The 24,671-nt window shown below is 67.3% G+C and carries 25 protein-coding genes and 1 pseudogene; 12 read left to right on the top strand and 14 right to left on the bottom strand.

What is annotated here, in order from left to right:
• The first annotated feature begins 169 nt into the window (after positions 1 to 169).
• Positions 170 to 2,470 (top strand): SulP family inorganic anion transporter, encoded by a 2,301-nt coding sequence (locus tag ACYQ1Z_RS11900; protein ID WP_459792729.1) that lies wholly within the window; start codon positions 170 to 172, stop codon positions 2,468 to 2,470.
• 116 nt (positions 2,471 to 2,586) lie between these two features.
• Here the strand turns inward: ACYQ1Z_RS11900 and ACYQ1Z_RS11905 are convergent, their stop codons facing one another.
• Genes ACYQ1Z_RS11905 through ACYQ1Z_RS11915 form a run of 3 tightly spaced genes read right to left on the bottom strand, consistent with a single transcriptional unit; the run spans position 2,587 to position 5,316 of the window.
• Positions 2,587 to 3,549, bottom strand: coding sequence for a COX15/CtaA family protein (locus ACYQ1Z_RS11905; RefSeq protein ID WP_459792730.1), 963 nt, complete (start codon positions 3,547 to 3,549; stop codon positions 2,587 to 2,589).
• Positions 3,550 to 3,556: 7 nt separating this feature from the next.
• Positions 3,557 to 4,351 carry an ABC transporter permease gene (locus ACYQ1Z_RS11910; protein WP_459792731.1) on the bottom strand — a complete coding sequence of 265 codons (795 nt, stop codon included), beginning with the start codon at positions 4,349 to 4,351 and terminating at the stop codon, positions 3,557 to 3,559.
• Entirely contained in the window at positions 4,348 to 5,316 is a 969-nt protein-coding gene (locus ACYQ1Z_RS11915; RefSeq protein WP_459792732.1) for an ABC transporter ATP-binding protein, read from the bottom strand. Before ACYQ1Z_RS11915 ends, ACYQ1Z_RS11910 begins: the two co-directional genes overlap by 4 nt.
• Before the next feature lie 115 nt (positions 5,317 to 5,431).
• On the opposite strand from ACYQ1Z_RS11915, the gene ACYQ1Z_RS11920 reads away from it, so the two are divergent.
• The 6 genes from ACYQ1Z_RS11920 to ACYQ1Z_RS11945 are packed head-to-tail and all read left to right on the top strand — an operon-like array spanning position 5,432 to position 10,527.
• Entirely contained in the window at positions 5,432 to 6,265 is an 834-nt protein-coding gene (locus ACYQ1Z_RS11920; RefSeq protein WP_459792733.1) for a helix-turn-helix transcriptional regulator, read from the top strand.
• A complete protein-coding gene (sufB, locus tag ACYQ1Z_RS11925; protein WP_354176921.1) occupies positions 6,265 to 7,728 on the top strand; it encodes a Fe-S cluster assembly protein SufB in 1,464 nt (487 codons plus the stop codon). Before ACYQ1Z_RS11920 ends, sufB begins: the two co-directional genes overlap by 1 nt.
• Positions 7,728 to 8,969 carry a Fe-S cluster assembly protein SufD gene (gene sufD / locus ACYQ1Z_RS11930; RefSeq protein ID WP_459792734.1) on the top strand — a complete coding sequence of 414 codons (1,242 nt, stop codon included), beginning with the start codon at positions 7,728 to 7,730 and terminating at the stop codon, positions 8,967 to 8,969. Before sufB ends, sufD begins: the two co-directional genes overlap by 1 nt.
• Positions 8,970 to 8,994: 25 nt before the next feature.
• On the top strand, positions 8,995 to 9,351 hold the full coding sequence (locus ACYQ1Z_RS11935) for a non-heme iron oxygenase ferredoxin subunit (protein WP_459792735.1): 357 nt from the start codon (positions 8,995 to 8,997) through the stop codon (positions 9,349 to 9,351).
• A 39-nt stretch (positions 9,352 to 9,390) separates the two neighbouring features.
• Positions 9,391 to 10,182, top strand: coding sequence for a Fe-S cluster assembly ATPase SufC (gene sufC / locus ACYQ1Z_RS11940; protein ID WP_459792736.1), 792 nt, complete (start codon positions 9,391 to 9,393; stop codon positions 10,180 to 10,182).
• Between the two features lie 12 nt (positions 10,183 to 10,194).
• Positions 10,195 to 10,527, top strand: coding sequence for a metal-sulfur cluster assembly factor (locus ACYQ1Z_RS11945; protein ID WP_459792737.1), 333 nt, complete (start codon positions 10,195 to 10,197; stop codon positions 10,525 to 10,527).
• Positions 10,528 to 10,613: 86 nt separating this feature from the next.
• Here ACYQ1Z_RS11945 and ypfJ read toward each other — a convergent pair whose 3' ends face one another.
• The gene (gene ypfJ / locus ACYQ1Z_RS11950) at positions 10,614 to 11,495 is read right to left on the bottom strand and encodes a KPN_02809 family neutral zinc metallopeptidase (RefSeq protein WP_459792738.1); all 882 of its coding nucleotides are present in this window, start codon (positions 11,493 to 11,495) and stop codon (positions 10,614 to 10,616) included.
• 59 nt (positions 11,496 to 11,554) lie between these two features.
• On the opposite strand from ypfJ, the gene ACYQ1Z_RS11955 reads away from it, so the two are divergent.
• Together ACYQ1Z_RS11955 and ACYQ1Z_RS11960 are read left to right on the top strand one after the other, a co-directional pair.
• Positions 11,555 to 12,961, top strand: a complete 1,407-nt coding sequence (locus ACYQ1Z_RS11955) for a class I adenylate-forming enzyme family protein (protein WP_459792739.1) — start codon at positions 11,555 to 11,557, stop codon at positions 12,959 to 12,961.
• Complete coding sequence (locus ACYQ1Z_RS11960; protein ID WP_459792740.1) at positions 12,951 to 14,138, top strand: thiolase family protein; 1,188 nt, start codon at positions 12,951 to 12,953, stop codon at positions 14,136 to 14,138. The genes ACYQ1Z_RS11955 and ACYQ1Z_RS11960 overlap by 11 nt, the downstream gene beginning before the upstream one ends.
• A 16-nt stretch (positions 14,139 to 14,154) precedes the next feature.
• Here ACYQ1Z_RS11960 and ACYQ1Z_RS11965 read toward each other — a convergent pair whose 3' ends face one another.
• From ACYQ1Z_RS11965 to ACYQ1Z_RS11985, 5 genes are all read right to left on the bottom strand, one after another.
• A complete protein-coding gene (locus ACYQ1Z_RS11965) occupies positions 14,155 to 14,778 on the bottom strand; it encodes an energy-coupling factor transporter transmembrane component T family protein (RefSeq protein ID WP_459792741.1) in 624 nt (207 codons plus the stop codon).
• On the bottom strand, positions 14,775 to 15,506 hold the full coding sequence (locus ACYQ1Z_RS11970) for an energy-coupling factor ABC transporter ATP-binding protein (RefSeq protein WP_459792742.1): 732 nt from the start codon (positions 15,504 to 15,506) through the stop codon (positions 14,775 to 14,777). The genes ACYQ1Z_RS11965 and ACYQ1Z_RS11970 overlap by 4 nt, the downstream gene beginning before the upstream one ends.
• Positions 15,507 to 15,516: 10 nt before the next feature.
• Entirely contained in the window at positions 15,517 to 16,161 is a 645-nt protein-coding gene (locus tag ACYQ1Z_RS11975) for a biotin transporter BioY (protein WP_459792743.1), read from the bottom strand.
• A 129-nt stretch (positions 16,162 to 16,290) separates the two neighbouring features.
• On the bottom strand, positions 16,291 to 17,079 hold the full coding sequence (locus ACYQ1Z_RS11980; protein ID WP_459792744.1) for a hypothetical protein: 789 nt from the start codon (positions 17,077 to 17,079) through the stop codon (positions 16,291 to 16,293).
• A 40-nt stretch (positions 17,080 to 17,119) separates the two neighbouring features.
• The gene (locus ACYQ1Z_RS11985) at positions 17,120 to 18,184 is read right to left on the bottom strand and encodes a spore photoproduct lyase family protein (protein ID WP_459792745.1); all 1,065 of its coding nucleotides are present in this window, start codon (positions 18,182 to 18,184) and stop codon (positions 17,120 to 17,122) included.
• A gap of 185 nt (positions 18,185 to 18,369) precedes the next feature.
• On the opposite strand from ACYQ1Z_RS11985, the gene ACYQ1Z_RS11990 reads away from it, so the two are divergent.
• Positions 18,370 to 19,968, top strand: coding sequence for an ABC-F family ATP-binding cassette domain-containing protein (locus ACYQ1Z_RS11990; protein ID WP_459792746.1), 1,599 nt, complete (start codon positions 18,370 to 18,372; stop codon positions 19,966 to 19,968).
• Between the two features lie 24 nt (positions 19,969 to 19,992).
• Here ACYQ1Z_RS11990 and ACYQ1Z_RS11995 read toward each other — a convergent pair whose 3' ends face one another.
• Genes ACYQ1Z_RS11995 through ACYQ1Z_RS12010 form a run of 4 tightly spaced genes read right to left on the bottom strand, consistent with a single transcriptional unit; the run spans position 19,993 to position 22,040 of the window.
• The gene (locus tag ACYQ1Z_RS11995; protein WP_459792747.1) at positions 19,993 to 20,469 is read right to left on the bottom strand and encodes a YbaK/EbsC family protein; all 477 of its coding nucleotides are present in this window, start codon (positions 20,467 to 20,469) and stop codon (positions 19,993 to 19,995) included.
• Between the two features lie 3 nt (positions 20,470 to 20,472).
• The gene (locus tag ACYQ1Z_RS12000) at positions 20,473 to 21,345 is read right to left on the bottom strand and encodes an SURF1 family cytochrome oxidase biogenesis protein (RefSeq protein WP_459792748.1); all 873 of its coding nucleotides are present in this window, start codon (positions 21,343 to 21,345) and stop codon (positions 20,473 to 20,475) included.
• A complete protein-coding gene (locus ACYQ1Z_RS12005; RefSeq protein WP_459792749.1) occupies positions 21,346 to 21,615 on the bottom strand; it encodes a hypothetical protein in 270 nt (89 codons plus the stop codon). It abuts the gene before it with no gap.
• Entirely contained in the window at positions 21,612 to 22,040 is a 429-nt protein-coding gene (locus ACYQ1Z_RS12010; RefSeq protein WP_459792750.1) for a DUF3099 domain-containing protein, read from the bottom strand. Before ACYQ1Z_RS12010 ends, ACYQ1Z_RS12005 begins: the two co-directional genes overlap by 4 nt.
• A gap of 153 nt (positions 22,041 to 22,193) precedes the next feature.
• On the opposite strand from ACYQ1Z_RS12010, the gene fabG reads away from it, so the two are divergent.
• Positions 22,194 to 22,919 (top strand): 3-oxoacyl-ACP reductase FabG, encoded by a 726-nt coding sequence (gene fabG, locus ACYQ1Z_RS12015; protein ID WP_459792751.1) that lies wholly within the window; start codon positions 22,194 to 22,196, stop codon positions 22,917 to 22,919.
• A gap of 142 nt (positions 22,920 to 23,061) precedes the next feature.
• The gene (locus ACYQ1Z_RS12020) at positions 23,062 to 23,814 is read left to right on the top strand and encodes an SDR family oxidoreductase (RefSeq protein WP_459792752.1); all 753 of its coding nucleotides are present in this window, start codon (positions 23,062 to 23,064) and stop codon (positions 23,812 to 23,814) included.
• A gap of 84 nt (positions 23,815 to 23,898) precedes the next feature.
• On the opposite strand, the pseudogene serB reads toward ACYQ1Z_RS12020, so the two are convergent.
• Positions 23,899 to 24,570: pseudogene (gene serB / locus ACYQ1Z_RS12025) on the bottom strand (phosphoserine phosphatase SerB); the annotation flags it as partial.
• Positions 24,571 to 24,671: the final 101 nt, after the last annotated feature.

The raw sequence follows: 24,671 nt of genomic DNA on the forward strand, positions 1-24,671 counted from the left end.
GTCGGGCGCCGACCTCCCAGTTCACCACTGGCCTGCCTCCAACGCCCCAAAAGTGCCTGCGGTTCCCAGCCTTGACAGTTTTGTCATGTTTATCACCTTTGATGTCATAAGGCCTGACAGCGTGGTTACGGTTGGACCGGTCCTGCCCGCTGAGCAAAAGGAAAAACGTATGGCACAGGCATCAGATCCAGCACCCGTCTCCAGCCACAGTCCTCCCGGACAAAAGAACCGGGTCCTGTCCGCAGGCAATAACCGCGTCCTTGGGCACCTGAGAGCGGACGTTCCCGCATCGCTTGTCGTGTTCCTGGTGGCGCTCCCCTTGAGCCTGGGCATCGCCGCCGCATCCGGAGCGCCGATTATGGCCGGACTGATTGCTGCAGCAGTGGGCGGCATCGTCGCGGGCAGCCTGGGCGGTTCTCCCCTCCAGGTCAGTGGTCCCGCTGCCGGCCTGACCGTCATCGTGGCCGGCCTGGTCCAGGAGTTCGGCTGGCAGGTGACGTGCGCCATCACCGTTGCCGCCGGCGTCGTCCAGCTGCTGCTGGGCATCAGCAGGGTGGGGAGGGCCGCGCTGGCCGTCTCGCCCGTCGTCGTCAAGGCCATGCTGGCCGGCATCGGCATCACCATCATGCTGCAGCAGATCCACGTCCTGCTGGGGTCCCGGCCGGCAGGATCCGCCCTGGAAAACCTCACGGGGCTTCCTGCCGCCATCACCGGCCTCGAACTGCACGCCGCCCTGCTGGGCCTCGCCGTCGTCGTGATCCTGCTGGGCTGGAAGCACCTCCCGCCGGCGCTCCGCCGCGTTCCCGGCCCGCTGGCCGCCGTCGTGGCCGGGACGGCGTTGTCCGTGGCTTTCGCTCCCGCCGTTGAGCGGATCAGCTTCAGCGGGTCGATCCTCGACGCCGTCGCCCTGCCCCAGCTGCCCGACGGCAACTGGCGTGCAGCCGCCTTCGCCGTGCTCACCATGGCGCTGATCGCCAGTATCGAGTCACTGCTGTCCGCCGTTGCCGTGGACAAGATGCAGAACGGGCCCCGGACCAACCTGAACCGGGAACTGCTGGGACAGGGGGCAGCGAACATCGTCTCGGGATCACTGGGCGGCCTGCCCGTAACCGGCGTGATTGTCCGAAGCGCCACCAACGTCGAGGCCGGCGCCAGGACCCGCGCTTCCGCCGTCCTCCACGGCATCTGGGTTCTCACGTTTTCCGCGTTCTTCGCCGGACTGATCCAGCTGATCCCGCTGTCCGTCCTGGCCGGCCTCCTGGTGGTGATCGGTGCCCGGCTGGTCAAAATCGCCGACATCCGCACCAGCGTCCGGACCGGCGACCTGCCCATCTACGCGGTGACGCTGCTCTGCGTGGTATTCCTGAACCTGCTCGAAGGCGTCCTCATCGGCCTGGCCCTCGCCGCGGCCAGCGTCCTGTGGCGGGTCCTGCGCGCCTCTGTCCAGGCACATCCGCCCGTCACGCCGTCGGTCCTGTGGCGGGTCACCATCACCGGATCGTGCAGCTTCTTCGCCCTGCCCAAGCTGAACCGTGTCCTGCACACGGTGCCGGAAGGCAGGAATGTGCTGGTGGAGTTGAACGCCGACTACCTGGACCACGCATTCCGCGAGGCGGTCCTCGCATGGCGGAAGCAGTATGAGGCCACCGGCGGGACAGTGCTCGTCGAAGAGCACGGCAACAGCCTCTTCCGGGACGCCGCGCACCAGGCGCCCAAGCGCCAGGAAGCCAGTGAACTGCCGCTGCCGCCGCGCACATCATGGCAGCCCGTGGAGCCGCAATGCGAAGTGGAGGTCCCCAACCCCATCCTTGCGGGCATCAACAAGTACCACCGGCGGTTTGCGGACAAGGTCCGTCCCATGGTCCAGGACCTTGCCGACGGCCAGAACCCCGACACGCTGTTCGTGGCCTGCGTGGATTCACGCGTCAACCCGAACCTGCTGACCAGCAGCGGGCCCGGAGACCTGCTCACGCTCCGGAACATCGGCAACGTGGTCTGCCGGGACGGGCAGGACGCCTCCATCGATTCGGCCCTGTCCTTTGCGGTGAAGGCCCTGGACGTGGACTCGATCGTGATCTGCGGGCACTCGAACTGCGGTGCGATGAAAGCGGTCATTGAGGACGCCGCGGGCAACGCCGATACGTCCCTTGGTGCCGGGTTCGACGCCTGGCTGGAGCACGCCCGGCCAAGCCACCGGGAACTGGAAGCAGGCCATCCCGTGGCCGTTGCCGCCGCCCGGGCCGGGTTCGGCCGGGTGGACCAGCTGGGCATGGTCAACGTCGCCGTCCAGCTCGCCAAGCTCGAGACCCATCCGGTGGTCGGGCCCGCCCTGGCCGCCGGCACGGTGCAGGCCACAGGGCTGTTCTATGACATTGCGACGGCGCGGGTGCTGCTGGTGTCGGCATCCGGCATTGAGTTCCTGGACCAGGCAGAGGTGACTGAATTTCCGCCTGCCGCCTCCGTGCGGTGACCCTGCGGCTGTCCACGGAGATCCCACAATGAAACGCCCGGTCCGGCTCACCGGACCGGGCGTTTTCTATGTGCCAGGCATTTATACGACGGGCTGGCCTATTCGACTGTGCTGGCCTATTCGACAGGGCTGGACTGTTCGACCGGGCTGGATTTGGCGACGTCCCAGGCGTTCGTAGCGGCAGCCATCAGCAGCGCGGCGCCCAGCATATGGGCCGCCACCAGCAGGGCGGGAATGCCGTTGTAGTACTGGGTGAACCCGATGGCCGCCTGCAGCACCGTCACTGCCAGGAGCCCCAGCACGGCGAACCGGAACGGGCCCGTAATGCGGCGCATCAGGACCAGTGCGAGTGCCACGAGGGTTCCCGCGGTGACCAGGTAGGCGGGCACGGCATGGATGTGGGAGAACAGGTCCCAGTCCAGGCCGTTCCTTGGCGCGTCTGCATCCCCGGCGTGCGGACCGGCTCCGGTGACCACCACGCCCAGCATGACGGCGAGGGCGGAGAAGAGGGCGACGGCGGCCGTCACCGGGCGCATGATTCCCGGCAGGGCGGGGTGCACGGTGGCCATAAAGCGGCCGGTCCGGCCGAAAGCGCGGTTCACCAGCAGCGTGGCGAAAACCACCAGTGCCATGGACACCAGGAAGTGCAGGCCCACCACCCAGGGGTTGAGGTTGGTCAGGACGGTGATGCCGCCGATCACCGCCTGGGCGGGGATGCTTGCCAGCAGGCCAAGCGCCAGCAGGAAAAGGTCCCGGCGTTCCTTCCGTAGGTTCCACAGGTAGACCAGCATGAGCGCGGCAACAGCGGCCAGGGCGAAAGTGAGGAGCCTGTTACCGAACTCGATGAAGCCGTGGATGCCCATTTCCGGGGTGTTGACCAGGGACGTGTCCGTGCACCGCGGCCAGGTGGGGCAGCCCAGGCCGGACGCGGTCAACCTGACAGCGCCGCCCGTCACCACCAGCAGGGTCTGCCCGATCAGGGAGGCAACAGCCAGGCGGCGGACGCGGGCGTCCACGGTGCGGGGCAGCCTGGAGGCCAGGCGGCCGGCCAGTTGGGGGAGGCGTGAAGCCGTGCTCACGATTTTCTCAATTCCACTTGAACCAACGGATGGCTGCCGCCCCGGCCACGAGGGCCCAAAGCAGCAGGATGAGGGCGGCGCCACCGTCCAGGGCACCGCCCAGGAAGGCTTCGCGCATCGACCCGCCCAAAGCGCCGGAGGGCAGGAAGCCCACCAGCGCCTGCGCACCGGCGGGAAGTTTTCCGGCAGGGATCACGATGCCGCCCAGCGCGCCCAGCAGGATCCAGAGCAGGTTGGTGATCGCCAGCGTGGCCTCGGGCCTGACTGTTCCCGCCACCAGCAGGCCGAGGGCGGTGAACGCGGCCGCACCCAGCACGAGGAGCGCCAGTCCGGGCAGCCAGCCGGCGGCCGGGGGCTGCCAGCCCAGCACCAGCGCGACGGCGGTGACCACGGCCACCTGCAGGCACAGCACGGCCAGGACCGAGATCACTTTGCCGGCGATCAGCCCGCCACGGCCAAGGGGAGTGGTGGACAGGAACCGGAGGACGCCGTAGCGCCGGTCGAAACCGGTGGCGATGCCTTGCCCGGTGAAAGCCGTGGACATCGCACAGAGGGCAAGAATGCCGGGGACAGCCACATCGATCCGGCTCGCTCCCAGCCCGTCAAGGAACGGTGTCACCGTGAGGCCAACGAGCGCGAGCAGCGGCAGCACAACGGCCAGGATCAGCTGTTCGCCGTTCCGCAACATGGCCAGCGACTCATACTTCCCCTGGAGCAGGACGCGCCGCAGCAGGGAAGCAGGCTCCTGCTTGGCCCCGGCGCCGGCCGGGCCTGCGGCGGGACCGGCGGAAGTGCGGGTCATCGGATGTCCTTTCCCGAGATATCCAGAAAGACGTCTTCAAGGCTACGCGCCTGCAGGCTCATCGAGGCCGGCATGATGTCCCGCGCTGCCCACCACTGCGCCAGCGCGGACAGGTGGGCGGGTGTCAGGGCGCCTGTGACGGAATAGCTGCCGGCGCGGGGCTCGGTCACCTCGATGCCGGCCGGCAGAACGCCTGAGAGGTCGAGCCCGGGCCGGGCATCGAACACCAGTGTCCGGATATGTTCCGCTCCGGCCTCCACCGAGGGGTCGCGCTGCAGCAGCTCCTGGACTGTTCCCTCGGCAACGTTCCGTCCGCCGTCGATGATGTAGACGTAGTCGGCAAGGCGCTGGGCGTCATCCATCAGGTGCGTCGTGAGGATGATGCCCATGCCCGAGTCCCGCAGCTCACCGATGAGGTCGAACACCAGTTGCCGCGACTGCGGGTCGAGGCCGGCACTGGGCTCGTCGAGGAAGAGGACCTCCGGCCTTCCCACCAGGGCTGCGGCAAGGGCGAGGCGCTGCTTCTGCCCGCCGGAAAGCCTGCGGACTGTCGTCCGGCTGAAAGTGTCGATACCCAGCCGCGCCACCAGGTCGTCGACAGGCCAGGGCCTGGAATACAGTCCGGCAATATGGCGCAGCAGGGGAATAGGCCGGGCCGACGGCGGGAGGCCGCCGTCCTGCAGCATCACACCTACGCGGGAACGCAGCCCGGCGCCTGCTGTGGCCGGGTCCTGCCCGAGCAGGGAGATGCTGCCGCCGCTGCGCTTCTGCAGCCCCTGCGCACACTCGAGGGTCGTCGTCTTGCCGGCACCGTTGGCTCCCAGCAGCGCTGTGACCTGTCCCGCCCCGGCCGTCAGCGAGACGCCGCTGACAACCCGGAGCATTTTTCCATCCAGGCTGGGCAGCGGTCCAACATCCTTAATTAGCCCACTGATGGACAGGACCGGGGACTGGGGAAATCGCACCCCAGTATTCTACGGGACGTAGTATTTTCCGCGGACCCGGGCCACCCTTTCTGAGGTCAGCCTGCCCTTACTGGAGCCGGGGACTAAATTACGACAAGATTGTGTTGTGTATTCCATGAGCAACGCTACTGCTGTGCCCATCTCCGGGTACGCGGCCGCCCAGGCTCCCGCCGACCGGGGGGCCGCAGGCGCCGGTCCTCTGGCGGACGCAGACGAGCGCACGCGCGACCGCGTGCTCTCAGCCGTCCTGGAACACGGACCCGTCAGCGCGGCCGAGCTGGGCGACCTGCTGGGCTTCACCCCGGCCGCGGTCCGCCGCCACCTGGATCACCTTTCCCGCGCCGGCGTCATCGAGGTCAAGCGCGTGGCCAAGCCTGGAGCCGGCGCCGGCCGCCCGGCGCGCCGCTACGTACTCAGTTCCGCTGGGCAGTCCAGCCTCGGGAACGACTACCTGGACATTGCCGCCCTCGCGCTCCAGCAGCTGCAAAAAGTTGCCGGCCCGGACGCCGTGCGCGCATTCGCCGTTGAACGTTTTTCGGACATGGAACGCCGGTACGCTCCGGAGATCGAAAAGGCCGGCCCTGATATCGGCGACCGTGCCCGGGCGCTCTCCGAGGCCCTCACCCGGGACAATTTCGTCTCGTCGGCCGCTTCCATCGAAGCGAAAGCGCCGCTGCCGGCCGCGCTCTCCAGCGTGCAGCTCTGCCAGGGGCACTGCCCCATCCAGCAGCTCGCCGCCCGTTTCCCCGTGTTCTGCGACGTCGAAACCGAAGTCTTCTCAAGGCTCGTTGGAGTGGACGTCCGCCGGCTTTCCACGCTGGCCCGCGGCGGACACGTCTGCACCACCCACATTCCTACAGGCAGGCCGTCTGTCCAGTCGCCCACAAGGCCGCCGGCAGCCCCCGCCAGCCTGAACGAAGAAATCAACCATCAGCAAGAAAGGCCGTGATGACGGACCAACTATCAGAGAAAGCAGTAGCCGAAAACACTGTGATCTCGGAGATTCTGGAAAAGAATCCCGAGCTCCACGGCATCGGCAACTACGAGTACGGCTGGGCCGACAAGAACGATGTTGGCGCCAATGCCCGCCGTGGTCTCGACGAAGAGGTTGTCCGGGACATTTCGGCCAAGAAGAGCGAGCCGGACTGGATGCTCGACCTCCGCCTTAAGGGACTGAAGTACTTCGACCGCAAGCCCATGCCCACCTGGGGTGCGGACCTGTCGGGCATCGACTTCGACAACATCAAGTACTTCGTGCGCTCCACCGAGAAGCAGGCAGCCACCTGGGAGGACCTGCCCGAGGACATCCGGAACACGTACGAGAAGCTGGGCATTCCGGAAGCGGAGCGCAGCCGCCTCGTCTCGGGCGTGGCCGCGCAGTACGAGTCCGAGGTCGTCTACCACCAGATCCGCGAGGACCTCGAGGCCCAGGGCGTCATCTTCCTGGACACAGACACCGCGCTGAAGGAACACCCGGAAATCTTCCAGGAGTACTTCGGCACCGTGATTCCGGTCGGTGACAACAAGTTCGCCTCGCTGAACACCGCCGTGTGGTCCGGCGGCTCCTTCGTGTACGTCCCCAAGGGCGTCCACGTGGACATCCCGCTGCAGGCGTACTTCCGCATCAACACCGAGAACATGGGCCAGTTCGAGCGGACCCTGATCATCGCCGACGAGGACTCCTACGTCCACTACATCGAAGGCTGCACCGCGCCGATCTACACCTCGGACTCGCTGCACTCGGCCGTCGTGGAAATCATCGTGAAGAAGGGCGCCCGCGTCCGCTACACGACCATCCAGAACTGGTCCAACAACGTTTACAACCTGGTGACCAAGCGCGCGGTCTGCGAAGAGGGCGCCACCATGGAATGGGTCGACGGCAACATCGGCTCCAAGGTCACCATGAAGTACCCGGCCGTCTACCTTGTGGGCGAGCACGCGAAGGGCGAAACCCTCTCCATCGCTTTCGCCGGTGAGGGCCAGCACCAGGACACCGGCTCCAAGATGGTCCACATCGCACCAAACACCAAGAGCTCCATCATCTCCAAGTCCGTGGCCCGGGGCGGCGGCCGCGCCGCCTACCGCGGCCTGGTCCAGGTGCGTGAAGGCGCCAAGCACTCGGCCAACACGGTGCGCTGCGACGCCCTGCTCGTGGACACGATTTCACGCTCCGACACCTACCCGTACATCGACATCCGCGAAGACGATGTGCAGCTGGGACACGAGGCAACCGTCTCCCGCGTCAGCGAGGAGCAGCTGTTCTACCTCATGTCCCGCGGCATGCCCGAGGACGAGGCCATGGCCATGATCGTGCGCGGCTTCATCGAGCCGATCGCCCGTGAGCTCCCCATGGAATACGCCCTTGAGCTGAACCGCCTCATCGAACTCCAGATGGAAGGATCCGTCGGTTAATGACTGCCGAAGCAACTACCGAAAAGGCCCGCATCGGCGCGCCGTCGATCGCCGGTTTCACCGAGGAAGGCGAGCACCTCGTTCCCTCCAAGGTTGACCGCCACCACAGCCACGGCGTGCAGGTCATGGCCTCCCGCGCGGAGCGCCTGACCAGCCACGACGTCGCCGACTTCGCACTGCCCAACGGCCGTGAAGAGGAATGGCGCTTCACCCCGGTCCGCGAGCTGTCCAACCTGCTCTCGGACGAGGCCAGCGACGCCGGTGTCCTCACCGTCGCCGTCGAAGGTCCGGACGCCTTCGTCCAGGGCACGCTGCGCGCCGGCGAGGCCCCCCGCGGTGCCACCCTGGTCCCGGCCGACCGTGCCGCCGTCGTCGCCTCCGCCAACACCGAAGACGCGCTGCTGGTCCGGATTCCGGCCAACGCCGAACTGGACGAGCCTGTCCGCGTGGTCCTCACGGGCAACGGCGCCGGCCGCCGCTCCAACTCCCACCTGGTCATCGAGGCCGGCGACAACAGCCGCGCCGTGGTGATCCTCGAGCACGACGGTTCCGCCGACCACAACGGCAACGTCGAGGTCTTCGTCCGCGGCGGCGCCCAGCTGACCGTGGTCTCCGTCCAGCTCTGGGAAGACGACGCCAAGCACCTGGCCCAGCACGACGCCGAGGTTGCCAAGGACGCCGTCTACAAGCACATCGCGGTGACGCTGGGCGGCAAGATCGTCCGCCTCAACTCCAACGTCCGGTTCGCGGGCGAAGGAGCCGAGGCTGAACTCCTCGGCCTGTACTTCGCCGACGCCGGCCAGCACCTGGAGCACCGCTCGTTCGTCGACCACAACGTGGCCAACTGCACCTCCAACGTCCTGTACAAGGGCGCGCTGCAGGGCAAGGGTGCGCACACCGTCTGGGTGGGTGACGTCCTGATCCAGAAGCAGGCCGAAGGCACCGACTCCTACGAGAAGAACCAGAACCTGGTCCTGACCGACGGCTGCCGCGCGGACTCCGTTCCCAACCTCGAAATCGAAACCGGCCTCATCGAGGGTGCCGGGCACGCCAGCGCCACCGGCCGCTTCGACGACGAGCACCTGTTCTACCTCATGGCCCGCGGCATCCCCGAGGACGTCGCACGCCGCCTGGTGGTCCGTGGCTTCCTGAACGAAATCATCCAGAAGATCAAGGTCCCGGCCCTCGAAGAGCGCCTGACCGAGGCCGTGGAACGCGAACTCGCGGCCACGGATAACTGAGAACAGACAGACACGAAAGGGACGCATGAGCGGGAAGCCGAAGGGCGAACTGGTGTGCAGCGCCAACGACATCAAGGTCAAGCAGGCGCTGCGCATCCTGATCGACGACTACCCGGTAGCCGTCGTGCGGGATTCGATGGGGGAGATCCACGCCATCGGCGACACGTGCTCGCATGCCGACATCTCACTCTCCGAAGGGGACATTGAAGGCTGCGCCATCGAATGCTGGGGCCACGGCTCCCAGTTCGACCTGCGCAGCGGCCAGCCCCTCCAGCTTCCCGCCTACGATCCCGTTCCCGTGTTCGCCGTCGAACTCGACGGTGACGACGTCTACGTGGATGTCACCAACGTTTTGAACGGCGCGGCAGTAGACAACTACTGAGCGCCCAGCACCAGACTTACGAACGAAAGAAAGAAGAGCATGTCAACTCTTGAGATCAAGGACCTGCACGTCAGCATTGAGACGGAGCAGGGCACCAAGGAGATCCTGAAGGGCGTCAGCCTGACCATCCGTACCGGCGAAACCCACGCCATCATGGGCCCGAACGGCTCCGGCAAGTCGACGCTGGCCTCCACCATCGCCGGGCACCCGCGCTACACGGTCACCAGCGGCTCCATCACCCTCGACGGCGAAGACGTCCTCGAGATGAGTGTCGACGAGCGTGCCCGCGCCGGCGTCTTCCTGGCCATGCAGTACCCGGTTGAGGTCCCCGGCGTGACCATGACCAACTTCCTGCGCACCGCCAAGACCGCCATCGACGGCGAAGCACCCAAGCTGCGTACCTGGACCAAGGACGTCAAGGACGCCATGGAGCAGCTGCGCATCGACGCCGACTTCGCACAGCGGAACGTCAACGAAGGCTTCTCCGGCGGTGAGAAGAAGCGCGTGGAGATCCTGCAGCTGGAACTCTTCAAGCCGAAGTTCGCCGTCCTGGACGAGACCGACTCCGGCCTGGACGTCGACGCCCTGAAGGTCGTCTCCGAGGGCGTCAACCGCGCCCACGCCCAGGGCAACATGGGCACCCTGCTCATCACCCACTACACCCGCATCCTGCGCTACATCAAGCCGGACTTCGTCCACGTTTTCGTTGACGGCCAGGTTGTCGAAGAGGGCGGCCCGGAGCTCGCCGACCGCCTGGAAGAAGAAGGCTACGACCGCTACGTCAAGGGCGCCGGTTCCGCCGTCGCCGCTCCCGCAGCAGCACAGGCCTAGTTAGGACCAGTCATGACCGAAATCACGCCGGGCCGTACGGCCCTGGAGGACGTCGAAGAGGCGCTCAAGGACGTCATCGACCCCGAACTCGGGGTTAACGTGGTGGACCTTGGCCTGCTCTACGGCCTGAAGTACTCCGACGAGGACGGTGCGCTGCTGATCGACATGACGCTCACCACGGCCGCCTGCCCGCTCACCGACGTGCTCGAGGAGCAGGTTGGGCAGGCGCTGGACGGCGTCGTTGACGACTGGCGACTGAACTGGGTCTGGATGCCGCCATGGGGTCCGGAACGGATCACCGACGACGGCAAGGACCAGATGCGGGCCCTCGGCTTCAACATCTGAACCAGCCAAAGTACGACGACGGGCGGTTACCTTCTTCGCGAAGGTAACCGCCCGTCGTCGTTCCCGCCCGTGGGGAGAAGCAAATGTTAGAGGGTGGGTGCGCTGAACGTGTCGCACTGGTTGATGTCGCCGGTCTCGAAGCCCCGGTAGAACCACCGCTGGCGCTGTTCGCTGGATCCGTGCGTCCATGCCTCGGGGGTGACGCGGCCGGTGGCGGCCTCCTGGATGCGGTCGTCGCCGACCGCGGACGCGGCGGACAGCGCATCGTTCAGGTCCTGCTGGGTGAGTGCCTCGAGGAAGGGCTGGCCGTCCGGGCCGGGCTGGGTGGAGGCGTGCTTGGCCCACAGCCCCGCGTAGCAGTCGGCCTGCAGCTCCACGCGCACCGCACCGGACTCGGGACCCTGCGGATCCTGCTGGGCGCGGTCCAGGTCGCCCAGGACATTCTGGATGTGGTGGCCGAATTCGTGGGCCACCACATATTCCTGGGCCAGCGGCCCGCCGGAGGAACCGAAGCGGTTGACGAGTTCGGTGAAGAACCCGGGATCGAAGTAGGCGGTGGTGTCCGTGGGGCAGTAGAAGGGGCCCACGGCGCTGGAGGCGGTCCCGCAGCCAGTGCTGACGGCTTCATCGAAGATCACCGTCTCCGGCTGTGGGTACCGGACGTTGTACTGCTGCAGGTATGCAGGCCAGAAGGCATTGAGGCTGTTGACGGTGCCGGTGATCCGGCAGTCAACCCGCGCATCGGCGTCGGCGCCGGTTTCGCAGGCCGGAGCCGTGCCCTGGCTCTGGGGGGCCGGGGCTGCCCCGCCCGCCAGGCCCTCGAGGAGCTGGGGATTGATGCCGAAGAGTGCCGCGATCAGCAGGATCAGCCCGCCGCCGATGCCGCCGCCCACCTTGGCTCCGCGGCCCATGCCGCGCCGGTCCTGGACCTGCGATGGGTCCAGCTGCACGTTGTCATTGAAGCTCATAGGGTCACATTACCCCTGGGCCCCCGACTCAATCCGTGCAGGCCGGTAAAGTTGATCCGATGCCTTTCCTGAACAGAATCCAGCGCTGGGCCGGCGAACGGCCGCACGACACCGCCGTCGTGATCGCCGGGCGCCGCCTCGACTGGGCGGGCCTCCGCGACGCCGCCGCAGCAATGGTCCCGGAAACCAAAGCGGTCACTGCCCTGTGCGAGGCCAACTCCACGGACTTCGCCGTCAGGTTCGCCGCTGCTGTGGCCGGCGGGCGGCAGTGCGCGGTCCTCGACCCTGCCTGGCACAGCAGGTTGCAGGAGGATATCGTCCGCCGGGTGAATGCGTATGCCGTCCCGGAGGCCGTCTCGCCCGACGACAGCCTTACCGACGGCCCGCCCGGCAGCACGTTCCTGATCGGCCTGACCTCCGGTACGACGTCGGTGCCCAAGGCTTTCACCCGGTCCCGGACATCGTGGCAGCAGTCCTTTGAGGCCTCCATCGAATTTTTCGGCCTGCAGCAGGACGACGTCACCCTGGCGCCGGGCCCGCTCGCAGCGAGCCTGAACCTCTACGCCCTCGCCGAATGCCTCTACGCCGGAGCCGAGTTCCAGACACTTGAGACGTTCGACGTCGGGGACGTCCATGCCGCGATCATCCACGACCGTGTAACACGGCTGGTGCTGGTGCCCACCATGCTGAGGATGCTCAGCGAACGCGGCCTGACCGGAGGCGTGGACGCGTCCGGGATCCGGACGATCATTTGCGCGGGTTCCAAGCTGGATGCGCGCACCCTGGAAGCGGCACGCCGCTGGGCCCCGAACGCCACCATTTTCGAATACTACGGCGCTTCCGAACTGAGCTTCGTCTCCGGTGCCGGGCTGCCGGCCGGGGAGGCACCGGAGCCCGGCGGAACGGGCATCGGCCGGCCTTTCCCCGGTGTGGACGTCCGCATCCTGGACGACGCCGGAGCGCAGCTGCCCGACGGCGTGCCCGGCAACATCTCCGTCCGCAGCGGCCTGGTCAGTAACGGTTACCTGTGGGGGGACGACGGCCAGGCGCTGCGGTCCTTCGGGGACTGGTTTACGGTGGGCGACCAGGGCTACCTTGACGAGGGAAACCTGCACATCCTGGGCCGCCGGGCCGACATGATCCTCACCTCGGGTAAAAACGTGTATCCGCACGAAGTGGAACTGGCCCTTGCCGCGGTGCCCGGCGTCGCCTCTGCCGTTGCAGCGGGCGTCCCGGACGATGTGCGGGGACAGCGCGTGGTGGCAGGCGTCGTCCCGTCCCACGGTGGAATCACCGCCATGCAGCTGCGGAATGGCCTGGAGGTCCTTTTGCCCAGGGACAAACGGCCGCTGCAGTACTTTGTCCTGTCCGAGCTGCCCGTCACGGACCGGGGCAAAGTCAGCCGCAACGTGCTGCTGGACTGGATCCGCACGGGGGACCACAGGGCCCGGAGCCTTGGTGGCTGACGCACTTCCCGCAGACCGGCAGCCTGTCGTCATCGCCGCCCTGCGGACTCCGGTCTGCCGGACCAACGGCGCCCTGGCAAGGCTGCGGGCGTACGAACTCCTGGCCCCTGTACTGCGGGAGCTGCTCACCCGTACGCACATCCAGCCTGAGGCCGTCGACGATGTGGTGATCGGGAACGCCGTGGGTGGCGGCGGAAACGTGGCACGGCTGTCCCTGCTGGAGGCCGGGCTGCCGGTCAGCGTCCCCGGCATCACCGTGGACCGCCAGTGCGGCTCGGGCCTGGACGCAATCGCACTTGCCGCCCGGCTGGTCGCCGCCGGCGGCAACCCCGCCTTCCTGGCCGGCGGAGTGGAAAGCACCAGCACCGCGCCCCTGCGGGCGCACCGGAGCGACGACGGCGGCGCGGAGTTCTACCAGCGCGCCCAGTTCGTCCCGGCGCGCTTCGGCGACCCGGACATGGGGGAAGCAGCCGAGACGGTGGCCGAACGGTTCGGCGTTGGCCGGGAACGGCAGGACGCGTTCGCGCTGGCAAGCCACCGCAAGGCACTCGCCGCTGCAGCCGCGGGGCATTTCGACGGCGAGCTGGTCCCGCTGGAAACCGCGGCGGGGACCGTCGCCGCGGACGATGGGCCGCGGAAGGGGCTGGGCGCCGCGGTGATGTCCAGGTTCCCGCCCGTCTTCGTGGCCGGCGGAACGGTCACCGCAGGCAACTCATGCTTTGACGCGGACGCCGCATCCGCCGTCGTCATGACCTCCCTGCAGCGGGCACGGGAGATGGGTGCCGTGGACGGCCTGCTGGTGCGCGGAACCGCCACCGAGGGGGTCCACCCCGAGGTGCTGGGAGTGGGTGCTGCGGCAGCGGCGCGTACCGTGCTGTCCGGCGCCGGCATAGCGTCAGACCGGCTGGGCCTGGTCGAATTCAACGAGGCCTTCGCGTCCCAGACCCTGGCCTGCCTCGACCAGCTGGGCATCCCGGCGGATCGCGCAAACCTCGACGGCGGCGCGCTGGCCTTCGGCCACGCGTACGGCGCGTCCGGCGCTGTACTGGTGACCCGGCTGCTGGCACAGGCACGGCGGGCGGGGACTCCGGGCAGCCTGGCGCTGGCCATGATCAGCAGCGCCGGCGGAATGGGCACTGCGGCGCTGCTGGAATACACCCGGCTGGAAGACGCCTGACTGCCTTGCGCGGGCGCTAGTCGCCGGCGTCGCCCAGGCCGCGGGCAGCGAGTGCCTCACCGGTCTGCCGGGCGAAGGCGACGGACGTGATGAACACAGGGAGGACCAAGGCACGGGGGTTGCGTTCGAGGCCCCGGGCACGGGCCGAATCCCGAACATCGGCGAACGTTCCAGCGATGTAGGGGATGCTGCGCAGCATGATGCCGATGGTCAGGGCGAAACGCTCGGGATCGGCACCGAACCTCCGGAACGGGCCGGCCGCTTTGACCACACCGTCCAGGAGCTGTTGTACGGGAGTGGTGGCGGTCAGCAGGGAAGCTGCAACGACGCAGACCAGGATGTTCAGGACGATCCTGGCGGCCGTGGGTGCGCCGAGCTGCCACCACTGGAACAGTCCAACCACCACGAGCACGGCGGCGAGCGGACGGACGGCATGCCACAGCCTGCCCGGGCCCGCCCCAGTCAGCAGGAACAGGCCGCACAGAACTGTCAGGACCGCCGCGGAAACGAACCAGTCCTGGATGATGAACGTGGCCAGGCCGCAGCCGACAACCACGAGGAACTTCAGCGCCAGGGGTGACCGGTGAATGAAGGAGTTGCCCGGCACATAGTTGGCGAGGAGGAAACCATGGCCCCTCACCGTGACCCCGGTTCCGTTGCCTGAAGCCCTGCCAAGCACAGGGTGCGGTACGCCGCCACCGCCTCCGCGGGAGCGCCGTCGAAGAAGATCCGGCCCGCCTCCACCACCAGTACCCGGTCCATCTCCAGGGCCAGGTCGAGGTCGTGGGTGGACATGATGATCTGCTGGTCCAGCCCAGAGAGGGTGCGGCGGAGCAACTCGCGGTTCCGGAGGTCCAGCAGCGTGGACGGTTCGTCCAGCACCAGCACGGCCGGTGAGACCGCCAGGACCGCCGCGAGGGCCATCAACTGCCGTTCTCCGCCTGAGAGTTCGTAAACGCTTTGGTCCGCCAGGTGCAGCAGGCCAAACCGGTCCAGCGCCTCCTCGGCGAGCCTGCGCCGCTCTGCACCGTTCTTGACCGAGCGGCGAAGCGAGAGTTCGACGTCCTCGCGTCCGGTGGGCATGACCAGCTGGGACAGGGGGTCGGTGAAGACAAAGCCGACGTTACGGCGCACTCTGCGGACGGAACGTACTGTATCTTCGCCGTCGACTGTTACTGTGCCGGCCGTTGGCTGGACGAGGCCGTTGACCAGGCGCAGCAACGTGGATTTTCCGGAGCCGTTGGCCCCGATGACCCCGATCCGGGCCTCGGTGAGGTCAAGGTTCACGCCGTCCAGGAGGATCTTCGCTTCCGGTGTGTGGTCCAGCGGAACCGCCACGGACACCTGGTCAAAGGTCACGATGGGCATGGAAGGGATCCTAGGCGTTGGCGGGCTGCTGGACGTTCCGCTTCACGCGGCGCACCAGGATGTCCGGGAAGGCGCGGTGCAGGGCAACGGCGATGACCGCGGCAAGAATGTTCTTGATGATGTCCCCGGGGTAGAAGACCAGGTCGCTGACGAAGGCCTGTTCCAGGGTGGCCTTGGTGTTCAGGGCGATTCCGGCGACCCCGAGCGTGTGGACGACTGCCACGCTCGTCACGGTGGCGGACAGGAACAGCCAGAGGGCGCGGGCCCTGGTGGTCCGGCGGATCACCAGTGTTGCCAGCCATCCGACAACGCAGGCGGCAATGGGAAAGGCGATGATGTAACCGGCGGACGGCCCGGCGAGGATGCCCAGGCCACTGCGGCCCTGGCTGAAGATGGGCAGCCCTGCCAGGCCCAGCAGCGTGTACAGCCCGACGGCGGCGAAACCCCGGCCCGGGCCCAGGACCAGGCCGGTAAGCATCACGGCGAGGGTCTGGAAGGTGATGGGAACCCCGAAGCCGTTCACAGCGAGTCCGGGCACGAGCGCCGCGCCTGCCACCAGGGCGGCGAAGACGGCGATCAGCCCCAGGTCGGTGGCGTTCCAGCGGCGGCGGGCCGCCGGCAGGGGCTTGTTGACGGCGGTGGAGGTCTTGCTCATGGTGGTCCTGTCCTGGGTTGTTCGGGGAAATCTGCGGTACTCCCGACGCTACCGGGGCGGAGCGCCGCGCATTTTGTAGGTGCCCTACTAACCGTGGGTGCAGCACCTGAGGGCTGGGTACAACAGGGGTCAGGATGGGGCGGTGGGAAGCACCAGCAGGTACCCGGTTGGCAGGTTGCTGCTCCAGCGCCGGGGTTCCCGGACCACGAACTGGGTGGCCAGTTCGTCAGGTGTGAGCAGGGTGTTGGATGCCGGTGAGGGGCCCCACTGCCCGCTGCCGTGCGGATACAGGGGGTCAAGGACGCTGATCCCGGTTACGGTGAAATCAGGGAAGACCTTCGGGTCACCCACCGATTCGAAGCCGCTCATCACCCAGGCGTGCCGTCCCCGCCACATGACCAGTCCGACGGGCCGGCCTGTTTCTGTGATAGCCCGCGCGGCGGCCTGGAGCGCATCCCCGTAGTCAGGAATGCTGACCACCGTGTAAGGACCCAATCCCGCCTCGGTCAGCACCTGGGCCCAGCCAAGCGGACTGGCGCCGTTGTAGGAGTTGTTCGACCGGACCCTGGCCATCTCCCAGAGCTCACCCTGCTGCGCGGGGTCCGCCCAGGTACTGCCACCTGTGTCATCGATAAGGTTGTGGGCCATCTGGATGCTTGCCGCCACGCACCAGTCAAACGTGTACTGCGGAACGAAGTCGCCCTCCTGGTAGAGGTTGAGCGCGAAAGGCTCCGGTTCCGGAGCCGCCGGTTGTGCCGTGTCCTCTACAAGGGCCGGGGCAACGGCGGTGGCAGAGGGGGATGCTGCAGGTGGTGCCGAGAGGGCGGTTTCGTCAAGGCCAGCGGAGGGCGTGCACGCTCCCAGGATCGTGGCAAGGGCGACGAACCAGGCCAGGAAGCGGTAGCGGGCTCCGGTCATGATGGGTCAATTTTAGCCCCGGCGCCCGCGGTTTTGCCCTTTAGAATGCGTAGCGGATCCGGCAATAGGGCGCGATGTCCCCGATGAGGGCGGTGAGCTGCCGGACGTAGCGGCCTTTTGTTCCCGAGCGGTAGCGGACGTTGGCGAAGCCGTTGGAGGAGACTTTGGATTCCTGGAGGTCGGGCCGCCACAGCACGTTCTCGGCCTGGGGATGCCATCCCAGGTTCACCTCGTGCAGGCGCTCATTGTGGGTCAGGAAGATGACTTCGGCGGCGAGCTGGGCCTTTGCCGCCGGGGTGAGCGTGGCGTCCAGCTGCCGCAGCAGCTCCTCCCAGTCCGTCAGCCACGTGTCGGTGATGATGACAGGGGAGAAGTTGACGTGGACTTCGTACCCGGCTGCGACGAAGTCGTTGATCGCTGCCATGCGGTCAGCCACGGGGGAGGTGCGGACGTCAATGGATCTGGCCAGGTCAGCGGGCATCAGCGAGAACCGGATCCTGGTGTGGCCGCCGTGGTCCCAGCCGAGCATCGCCGGGTTGACGTACTTGGTGGCGAAGGACAGTTTCGCGGTCGGCAGGTCCCGGAAGAGGGTCACAAGGTCCTCCACGTTGTCGCTGATGAGGGCGTCAACGGAGCAGTCGCTGTTCTCCCCGATGTCATACACCCACAGTTCCGGGTCGCACTGGTTGGGCTCCAGCTTGATGCCCTGCCGGGTGGCGTGGCGCTCGAGCGCCCCGGCGATCTGGTCGATGTTGGCGAACACCGTAACCGGGTTGCTGTAGCCCTTGTGCCGCGGCACGTAGCAGTAGGCGCAGGCCATGGCGCAGCCGTTCGCGGTCGAAGGTGCGATGAAGTCGGCGGACCTGCCGTTCGGCTTGACGGTCAGTGCCTTCTTCACGCCCAGGACCAGCGATTCCGTCTTGATCCGGGACCACCGCGGCACGTTCGTTTCGTCACCGTGCACCTCGGGGATGTTCCAGTGGTTCTGGACCGGAACGACGTCGGCGTCCGGCCAGCGCGCGATGATCTCCTTGCCCCGCGGAAGGTCCAGGGCCGCCGGCTGCGCGTAGATGCGCCGGATCTGCAACAGCCGGTGGAAGTCCATTCCTCCATTCTCTCCGGCCCGCATGCGGACGGCGGGCGATTAAGCCGAGGGCATCGGCTCCGGTCACGCACCCGTGGTGCGGACGGTAGACTTGGGAGGGCCGTTCTGGCGGCCGTTGCCGCCCCCGCCCGCCACCGATGTTCCGGGGCCGCGGCTTATCCCTGCTGTGAAAGGCCTTACCTGCTGTGATTACCGTCCAGGACCTCGAACTGCGCGCCGGCGCCCGGCTCCTCATGGACCAGGTGAGTTTCCGCATCGACAAGGGTGACAAGATTGGCCTGGTGGGCCGCAACGGTGCCGGCAAGACGACCCTGACCCGTGTGTTGGCCGGGGAAGGCCTGCCCGCCGCCGGCAAAGTCACGCGCAGCGGTGAAATCGGCTACCTTCCGCAGGATCCCCGGACGCCGGATATGGAGCAGCTGGCACGCGACCGGATCCTGTCCGCACGGGGCCTGGACGTCGTCGTCGGTAAACTCAAGAAGGCGCAGGCGGACATGGCAAGCGAGGACGCCGAAGTCCAGCGCAAGGCCATGGGCCGGTACGACCGGCTGGAGGCGGAGTTCCTGTCGGGCGGCGGCTACGCGGCGGAGGCCGAAGCGGCAGCCATCTCCTCGAACCTCGCCCTTCCCGAGCGGATCCTGAACCAGCCCCTGAAGACGCTCTCCGGCGGTCAACGCCGCCGTGTTGAACTGGCGCGCATCCTGTACTCGGGTGCCGAAACCATGCTGCTCGACGAACCGACCAACCACCTGGACGCCGACTCCATCTCCTGGCTCCGGGACTTCCTGAAGAACCACCAGGGCGGCCTGATCGTCATCAGCCACGACGTGGAGCTGCTTGAAGCCACCGTCAACAAGGTCTACCACCTGGACGCCAACCGGGCGCAGATCGACTTCTACAACATGGGCTGGAAGCGGTACCTGCAGCAGCGCGAAACCGACGAGCGGGCCCGCAAGCGGGAACGGGCCAACGCCGAAAAGAAAGCCCAGGTCCTCATGGACCAGGCCAACAAAATGCGCGCGAAGGCCACTAAGGCCGTGGCCGCCCAGAACATGGCCAAGCGCGCGGAACGGCTGCTCAGCGGGCTGGAAGCCGTCCGTGAGCAGGACCGCGTGGCAGCGCTGCGGTTCCCCGAGCCGTCACCCTGCGGCAGGACGCCGCTCACCGCCGAAGGCCTGAGCAAGTCCTACGGCTCCCTGGAAATCTTCACCGACGTCGACCTCGCCATCGACCGCGGCTCCAAGGTTGTCATCCTGGGCCTCAACGGCGCCGGAAAGACGACGCTGCTGCGGATGCTCGCCGGAGTGGACCAGCCGGATACCGGGGACATCGTTCCCGGCCACGGCCTCAAAGTGGGCTACTACGCCCAGGAGCATGAAACCCTGGACCACGACCGGACAGTCCTGGAAAACATGCGCTCGGCGGCACCGGACATGAAGGACGCCGAGGTCCGCGGCATCCTGGGCTCCTTCCTGTTCTCCGGCGACGACGTGGACAAGCCCGCGGGCGTGCTCTCCGGCGGCGAGAAAACCCGGTTGGCCCTGGCCACCATTGTGGCCTCCAGCGCCAACGTCCTGCTTCTGGACGAGCCAACCAACAACCTCGACCCCGCCAGCCGCGCCGAAATCCTGGGCGCCCTCCGCAACTACACCGGCGCCGTCGTCCTGGTCAGCCACGATGAAGGCGCCGTTGAGGCCCTCAACCCCGAACGCGTGGTGCTGCTGCCGGACGGCGTCGAGGACCTGTGGAACGAGGACTACCTGGACCTGATCACGCTCGCCTAGGCGCTCTCGGCTGGTCGCCTTGGGTCAGCGGACGGGCATTTCCTCCGCGTTCGTGATCCTGCGGAGGTCGAGGTACGTGATGCTGAACATTGAGTAGTGGTCGCCGGCCCCTGCCCAGAGCAGCTCCTGGGACTGGAGGGACGCGTCCAGAAGGGTTCGGATCCGTTTCGGATGGCCCACCGGAGCCACGCCGCCTACTTTCTGCCCGGTGTGCTTGAGGACGAAGTCGGGGGAGGCGCGACGGATCCGGCCGTCGCCCAGATGCTCCGCCACCAGAGCGGTATCGACCCGCGCCGCGCCGCTGGCCAGGATAAGTAAAGGCTCTCCGCTGAGGTCGAAGATGAGGCTGTTGGTGATCGCCGCGACATCGCATCCCAGGGCTTCGGCTGCCGCGACCGCCGTGGGCACCCCCGAGGGAAAGGTGCGCACCGTGTCCCCGGCCCCGCAGGCGAGCAGGGCCGAGCGGACCCGGGCGACCGGGCCGTCGTCGTACTCTGCCATGTCCTAGTACCCCTGCGCGTCGAGGAGGGCGTCTTCCTCTTCTTCGGACGTCGCCTTCTTCCGCTTCTTCGGCGGGGACGGACGACGGCGGTTGGAGACGGCGGCGTGGACGGTGCCTACGGGCAGATCCGCATCGTCCTCGGCATCAATCGCAGCGTTCCGCGCCTGCTGCCGGGCGGCGTAGCCGAACCCCACAAACATCAGGATGCCGAACGCGAACCACTGCAGCGAGTAGGAGAGGTGGGTGCCCTCCTCGGTAGACGGCTTCGGGAACGCCGCGGGCATGTCCGCGGCGGGCGGGGTTTCGGACGCCAGCTGCCCGTAGGCGCCGGTGAGCAGGGGATAGCCGAGCTGGCCGGCATAGGCCGCGAGGTCGATGGACGCCAGCTGGCCCTCGGGTGCCCCGCGCTGCAGGGCCGGTTCCGGATGCTTCAGGCGGACGACGGCGGTCACCTCACCGGCGGGCGGCGCGGGGATCGAGTCGGGACTGCCGGGATTCTTGTTGCCGATGGGCAGCCAGCCCCGGTCAATGACCACGGTTTCACCGGAGTTGAGCCGGAACGGGACCACCACCTCGTAGCCCGGCTGGCCGTTGAGGGGCCGGTTCCGGACCACACGCTGGCCAGCGGCGTCGTAAATTCCCGTCAGCTCCACCTGGGTCCATTCCTTTGCCGGGTCCAGGTGCAGGAACTGGTCGCGCGCTTCGGCGAAAGGAATGGGGTCGGCTGAGTAGTTGGTGACCACGCGGTTGATTTCGGCGAGTGTTTCCGCCCGGCGGTCCATCTGCCAGCGGCCCAGGAACACGCAGGCCGTGGCAAAGATGGCGGCCAGCAGGAGATAGCCCAGCCACTTGCTGGAGAAGAGGAACCGGTACATTCAGCTGTCCTGCTCCAAGGACCCGTCCTGCGGGCCGGCCTGCAGCGGCAGTGTTTCCTTCCACAGGCCGCGGGTCTGCAGGTAGTCCTCCAGCCACTCGCGGTGCTCGGCGCACGCCAGCCAGATCTTGCGCCGTTCGGGGGTGTGGATTTTCGGGTTGTTCCAGAGCAGCTGCCAGGACGCGCCTGCCCGGCAGGCCTTCCGGGAACAAAGGGCATCCGGGTCGCCCATGGCGGGATCAGTTCCTGCCGCGATGTCGAAGATGCTCATGGTGCTTGCCGTTCTTCCCCTGGTCCGGTGTCGTCGTCGATAATCAGCTCGCCCTGCAGCACATCGTTGCCCGGGTCCGCGTCGGCCGGGCGCCCGGGACCCTCCAGCTCGGCCAGCGGCGCGGAATCCAGCAGGGCGTCGCTGTGGCCTTCGGCTTTGTCGTTGCCGTTGGCGATCACCACCGCTATCCACGGGAGGAAGACCGCCCCGGCAACGGCGATGATCTTGAACCAGCCGTCCACCACAAAGATCAGGATGAGGCACACCATGCGGATGCCCATGGCCAGCGCATACTTGACCATGCGCTTACGCATGTCCTCGGAATGGGCTTCCGCGGCATCCGTAATGCTGTGGACTTCCGAATCGCCGGAGAACCGCCCGGGTTCTCCAGACGCGGTCCGTCCTGCATGGTTTTCGAGGGTCACGGTGGTTTATCACGCTCCAAAGGCTTGCCTCAATTCTCTCACCAACGGTTGTGCCGCCCAAACCCGCAGCGGGCGGGAGGCTAAGATCGGATGCAGTCCCAACACACCTTTGCTACCGCGGCGCAGCGTGCCGCAGAATCCCGGAGCCACCCTATGACTGAAGCAGTGTCCGCACCCCGCAGCGTCCTGATCACCGGCGGCAACCGCGGCATCGGCCTCGCAATCGCCGAAGCATTCCTCGCCAACGGGGACAAGGTCGCCGTCACGTTCCGCAGCGAATCACAGCTGCCGGAGGGCATCCTGGGCGTCAAGGCGGACGTGACTGACGAGGCCTCCGTCGATGCGGCCTTCAAGGAAGTCGAAGCCGCCCACGGACCCGTGGAGGTCCTGGTGGCCAACGCCGGCATCACGAAGGACACGCTGCTGCTGCGCATGAGTGAGGACGACTTTACGTCGGTCATCGACACCAACCTCACCGGAGCGTTCCGGGTCATCAAGCGCGCTTCCAAAGGCATGATCCGCCTCCGCAAGGGGCGGGTTGTCCTCATCTCGTCAGTGTCGGGGCTGTACGGCGCGCCGGGCCAGATCAACTACTCCGCCTCGAAGGCGGGCCTGGTGGGCATCGCCCGTTCGCTCACCCGCGAACTCGGCTCGCGCGGCATCACCGCCAATGTTGTGGCTCCGGGCTTCATCAACACGGACATGACCGCCGAGCTTCCGGAAGCCACCCAGAAGGACTACCTGGCCAGCATCCCCGCCGGCCGCTTCGCCGAGGCATCGGAAGTGGCCAACGTGGTCCGCTGGATCTCCAGCGATGAGGCAGCGTACATCTCCGGCGCCGTGATCCCCGTCGACGGCGGCCTGGGCATGGGGCACTGACCCACCCGCATCCTGACACCTGCACCGCACTAGCCCCGCCGTCCATCTTTGTCGGACCCGGACAAGGGAATCGGTCGGGCCCGCTGGCATGATGGACTGCAGACCTCTAGCGATTTAGACGTTTCGAACAAAAGGAGCCCGCATGGGACTGCTGGACAACAAGACCGCGATTGTCACCGGATCATCGCGCGGTATCGGTGCCGACGTAGCGAAAATCCTCGCCGGTGAGGGGGCCGCCGTCGTCGTCAACTACCGCCAGAAGGCGCCCCGCGCCAATAAGGTGGTCCAGGGCATCGAGGCTGCCGGCGGCCGTGCCGTGGCGGTCGGCGCAGACCTCACCAGCCAGGAAGGCGTCCAGGCCCTGGCCTCCGCCGCGATGGAGAACTTCGGTTCGCTCGACATCCTGGTCCTCAACGCTTCCGGCGGGATGGAGACCGGCCTGGGCGAGGACTACGCCCTGCGCCTGAACCGCGACGCGCAGATCAACATGCTCAACGCCGCGGTGCCGCTGATGAAGGAAGGCTCCCGGGTGGTGTTCGTCACCAGCCACCAGGCACACTTCATCAACACGGTGCCGACCATGCCTGCCTACGAACCGGTGGCGCGCAGCAAGCGTGCCGGCGAGGACGCACTGCGCGAACTGATTCCCAGCCTCGCGGAAAAGGGCATCACCCTGGTTGTTGTGTCCGGGGACATGATCGAAGGCACCGTGACCGCCACGCTGCTCGACCGCTCCACCCCGGGCGCCATCGAGGCGCGCCGGGCTGAAGCCGGAAAGCTGTTCTCCGTCGAGGAGTTCGCGCAGGTGGTGGCCGGAATGGTGACCGCCGACGTCGAATCCGGCCACACCGAGTACGCCGGCGGCGCCGACTACTTTGGCAAGGGCGCACAGTAGCCCGCCACCAAGGGTTGCCTTTAAAAGGGGGGGGTGCCCGGTGCAGACCGCACCGGGCACCCCCCCTTTACTGTTTCCGGCTGCTCAGACCCCAGCGATGTGCCGGACAGCGTCCAGGTAGGGCATGTTGACGGCGGCATCGGCAACGGCGCGCACTGCGGGCTTTGCATTGAATGCCACGCCGATGCCCGCGGCGCCCAGCATGTCAAGGTCGTTGGCGCCGTCGCCCACGGCCACGGTGTGCTCAAGCGCGATGCCTTCCGCGGCGGACCATTCGCGCAGGTACTTCTCTTTTGCGGCGCGGTCAACAACTGCGCCGAGCACCTTTCCGGTCAGGGCGCCGTCAACGATCTCCAGTTCGTTGGCCTGCCAGTAGTCCAGCCCCAGTTCAGCGGCGATGGGTTCCAGGATCTGGTTGAAGCCGCCGGAAACCACAGCCACCACATGCCCGGCCGCCTTGAACGCCGCCACCAGCTCGGCGGCCCCTTCGCTGAGCTTCACTTCCCGGCGGACGGAATGGACGACGTCGGCCGGCAGCCCGGCGAGCACCGCCACCCTGGCGTGCAGGCTCTGGGTAAAGTCCAGCTCGCCGCGCATGGCAGCCTCGGTAACGGCAGCGACTTCGTCACGCTTGCCGGCGTACGCCGCCAGGAGTTCGATGACTTCCTGCTGGATCAGGGTGGAATCGACGTCCATGATGAGGAGCTTGCGCCCGGCCGAACGCAGCCCGGCGGGAACCAGCGCGGTGTCCTGGCCGGGTAGCGGGGGGGGGGGGGGGGGGGGGGGGGGGGGGGGGGGGGGGGGGGGGGGGGGGGGGGGGGGGGGGGGGGGGGGGGGGGGGGGGGGGGGGGGGGGGG

The sequence above is a fragment of the Arthrobacter sp. AD-310 genome (assembly GCF_054656615.1).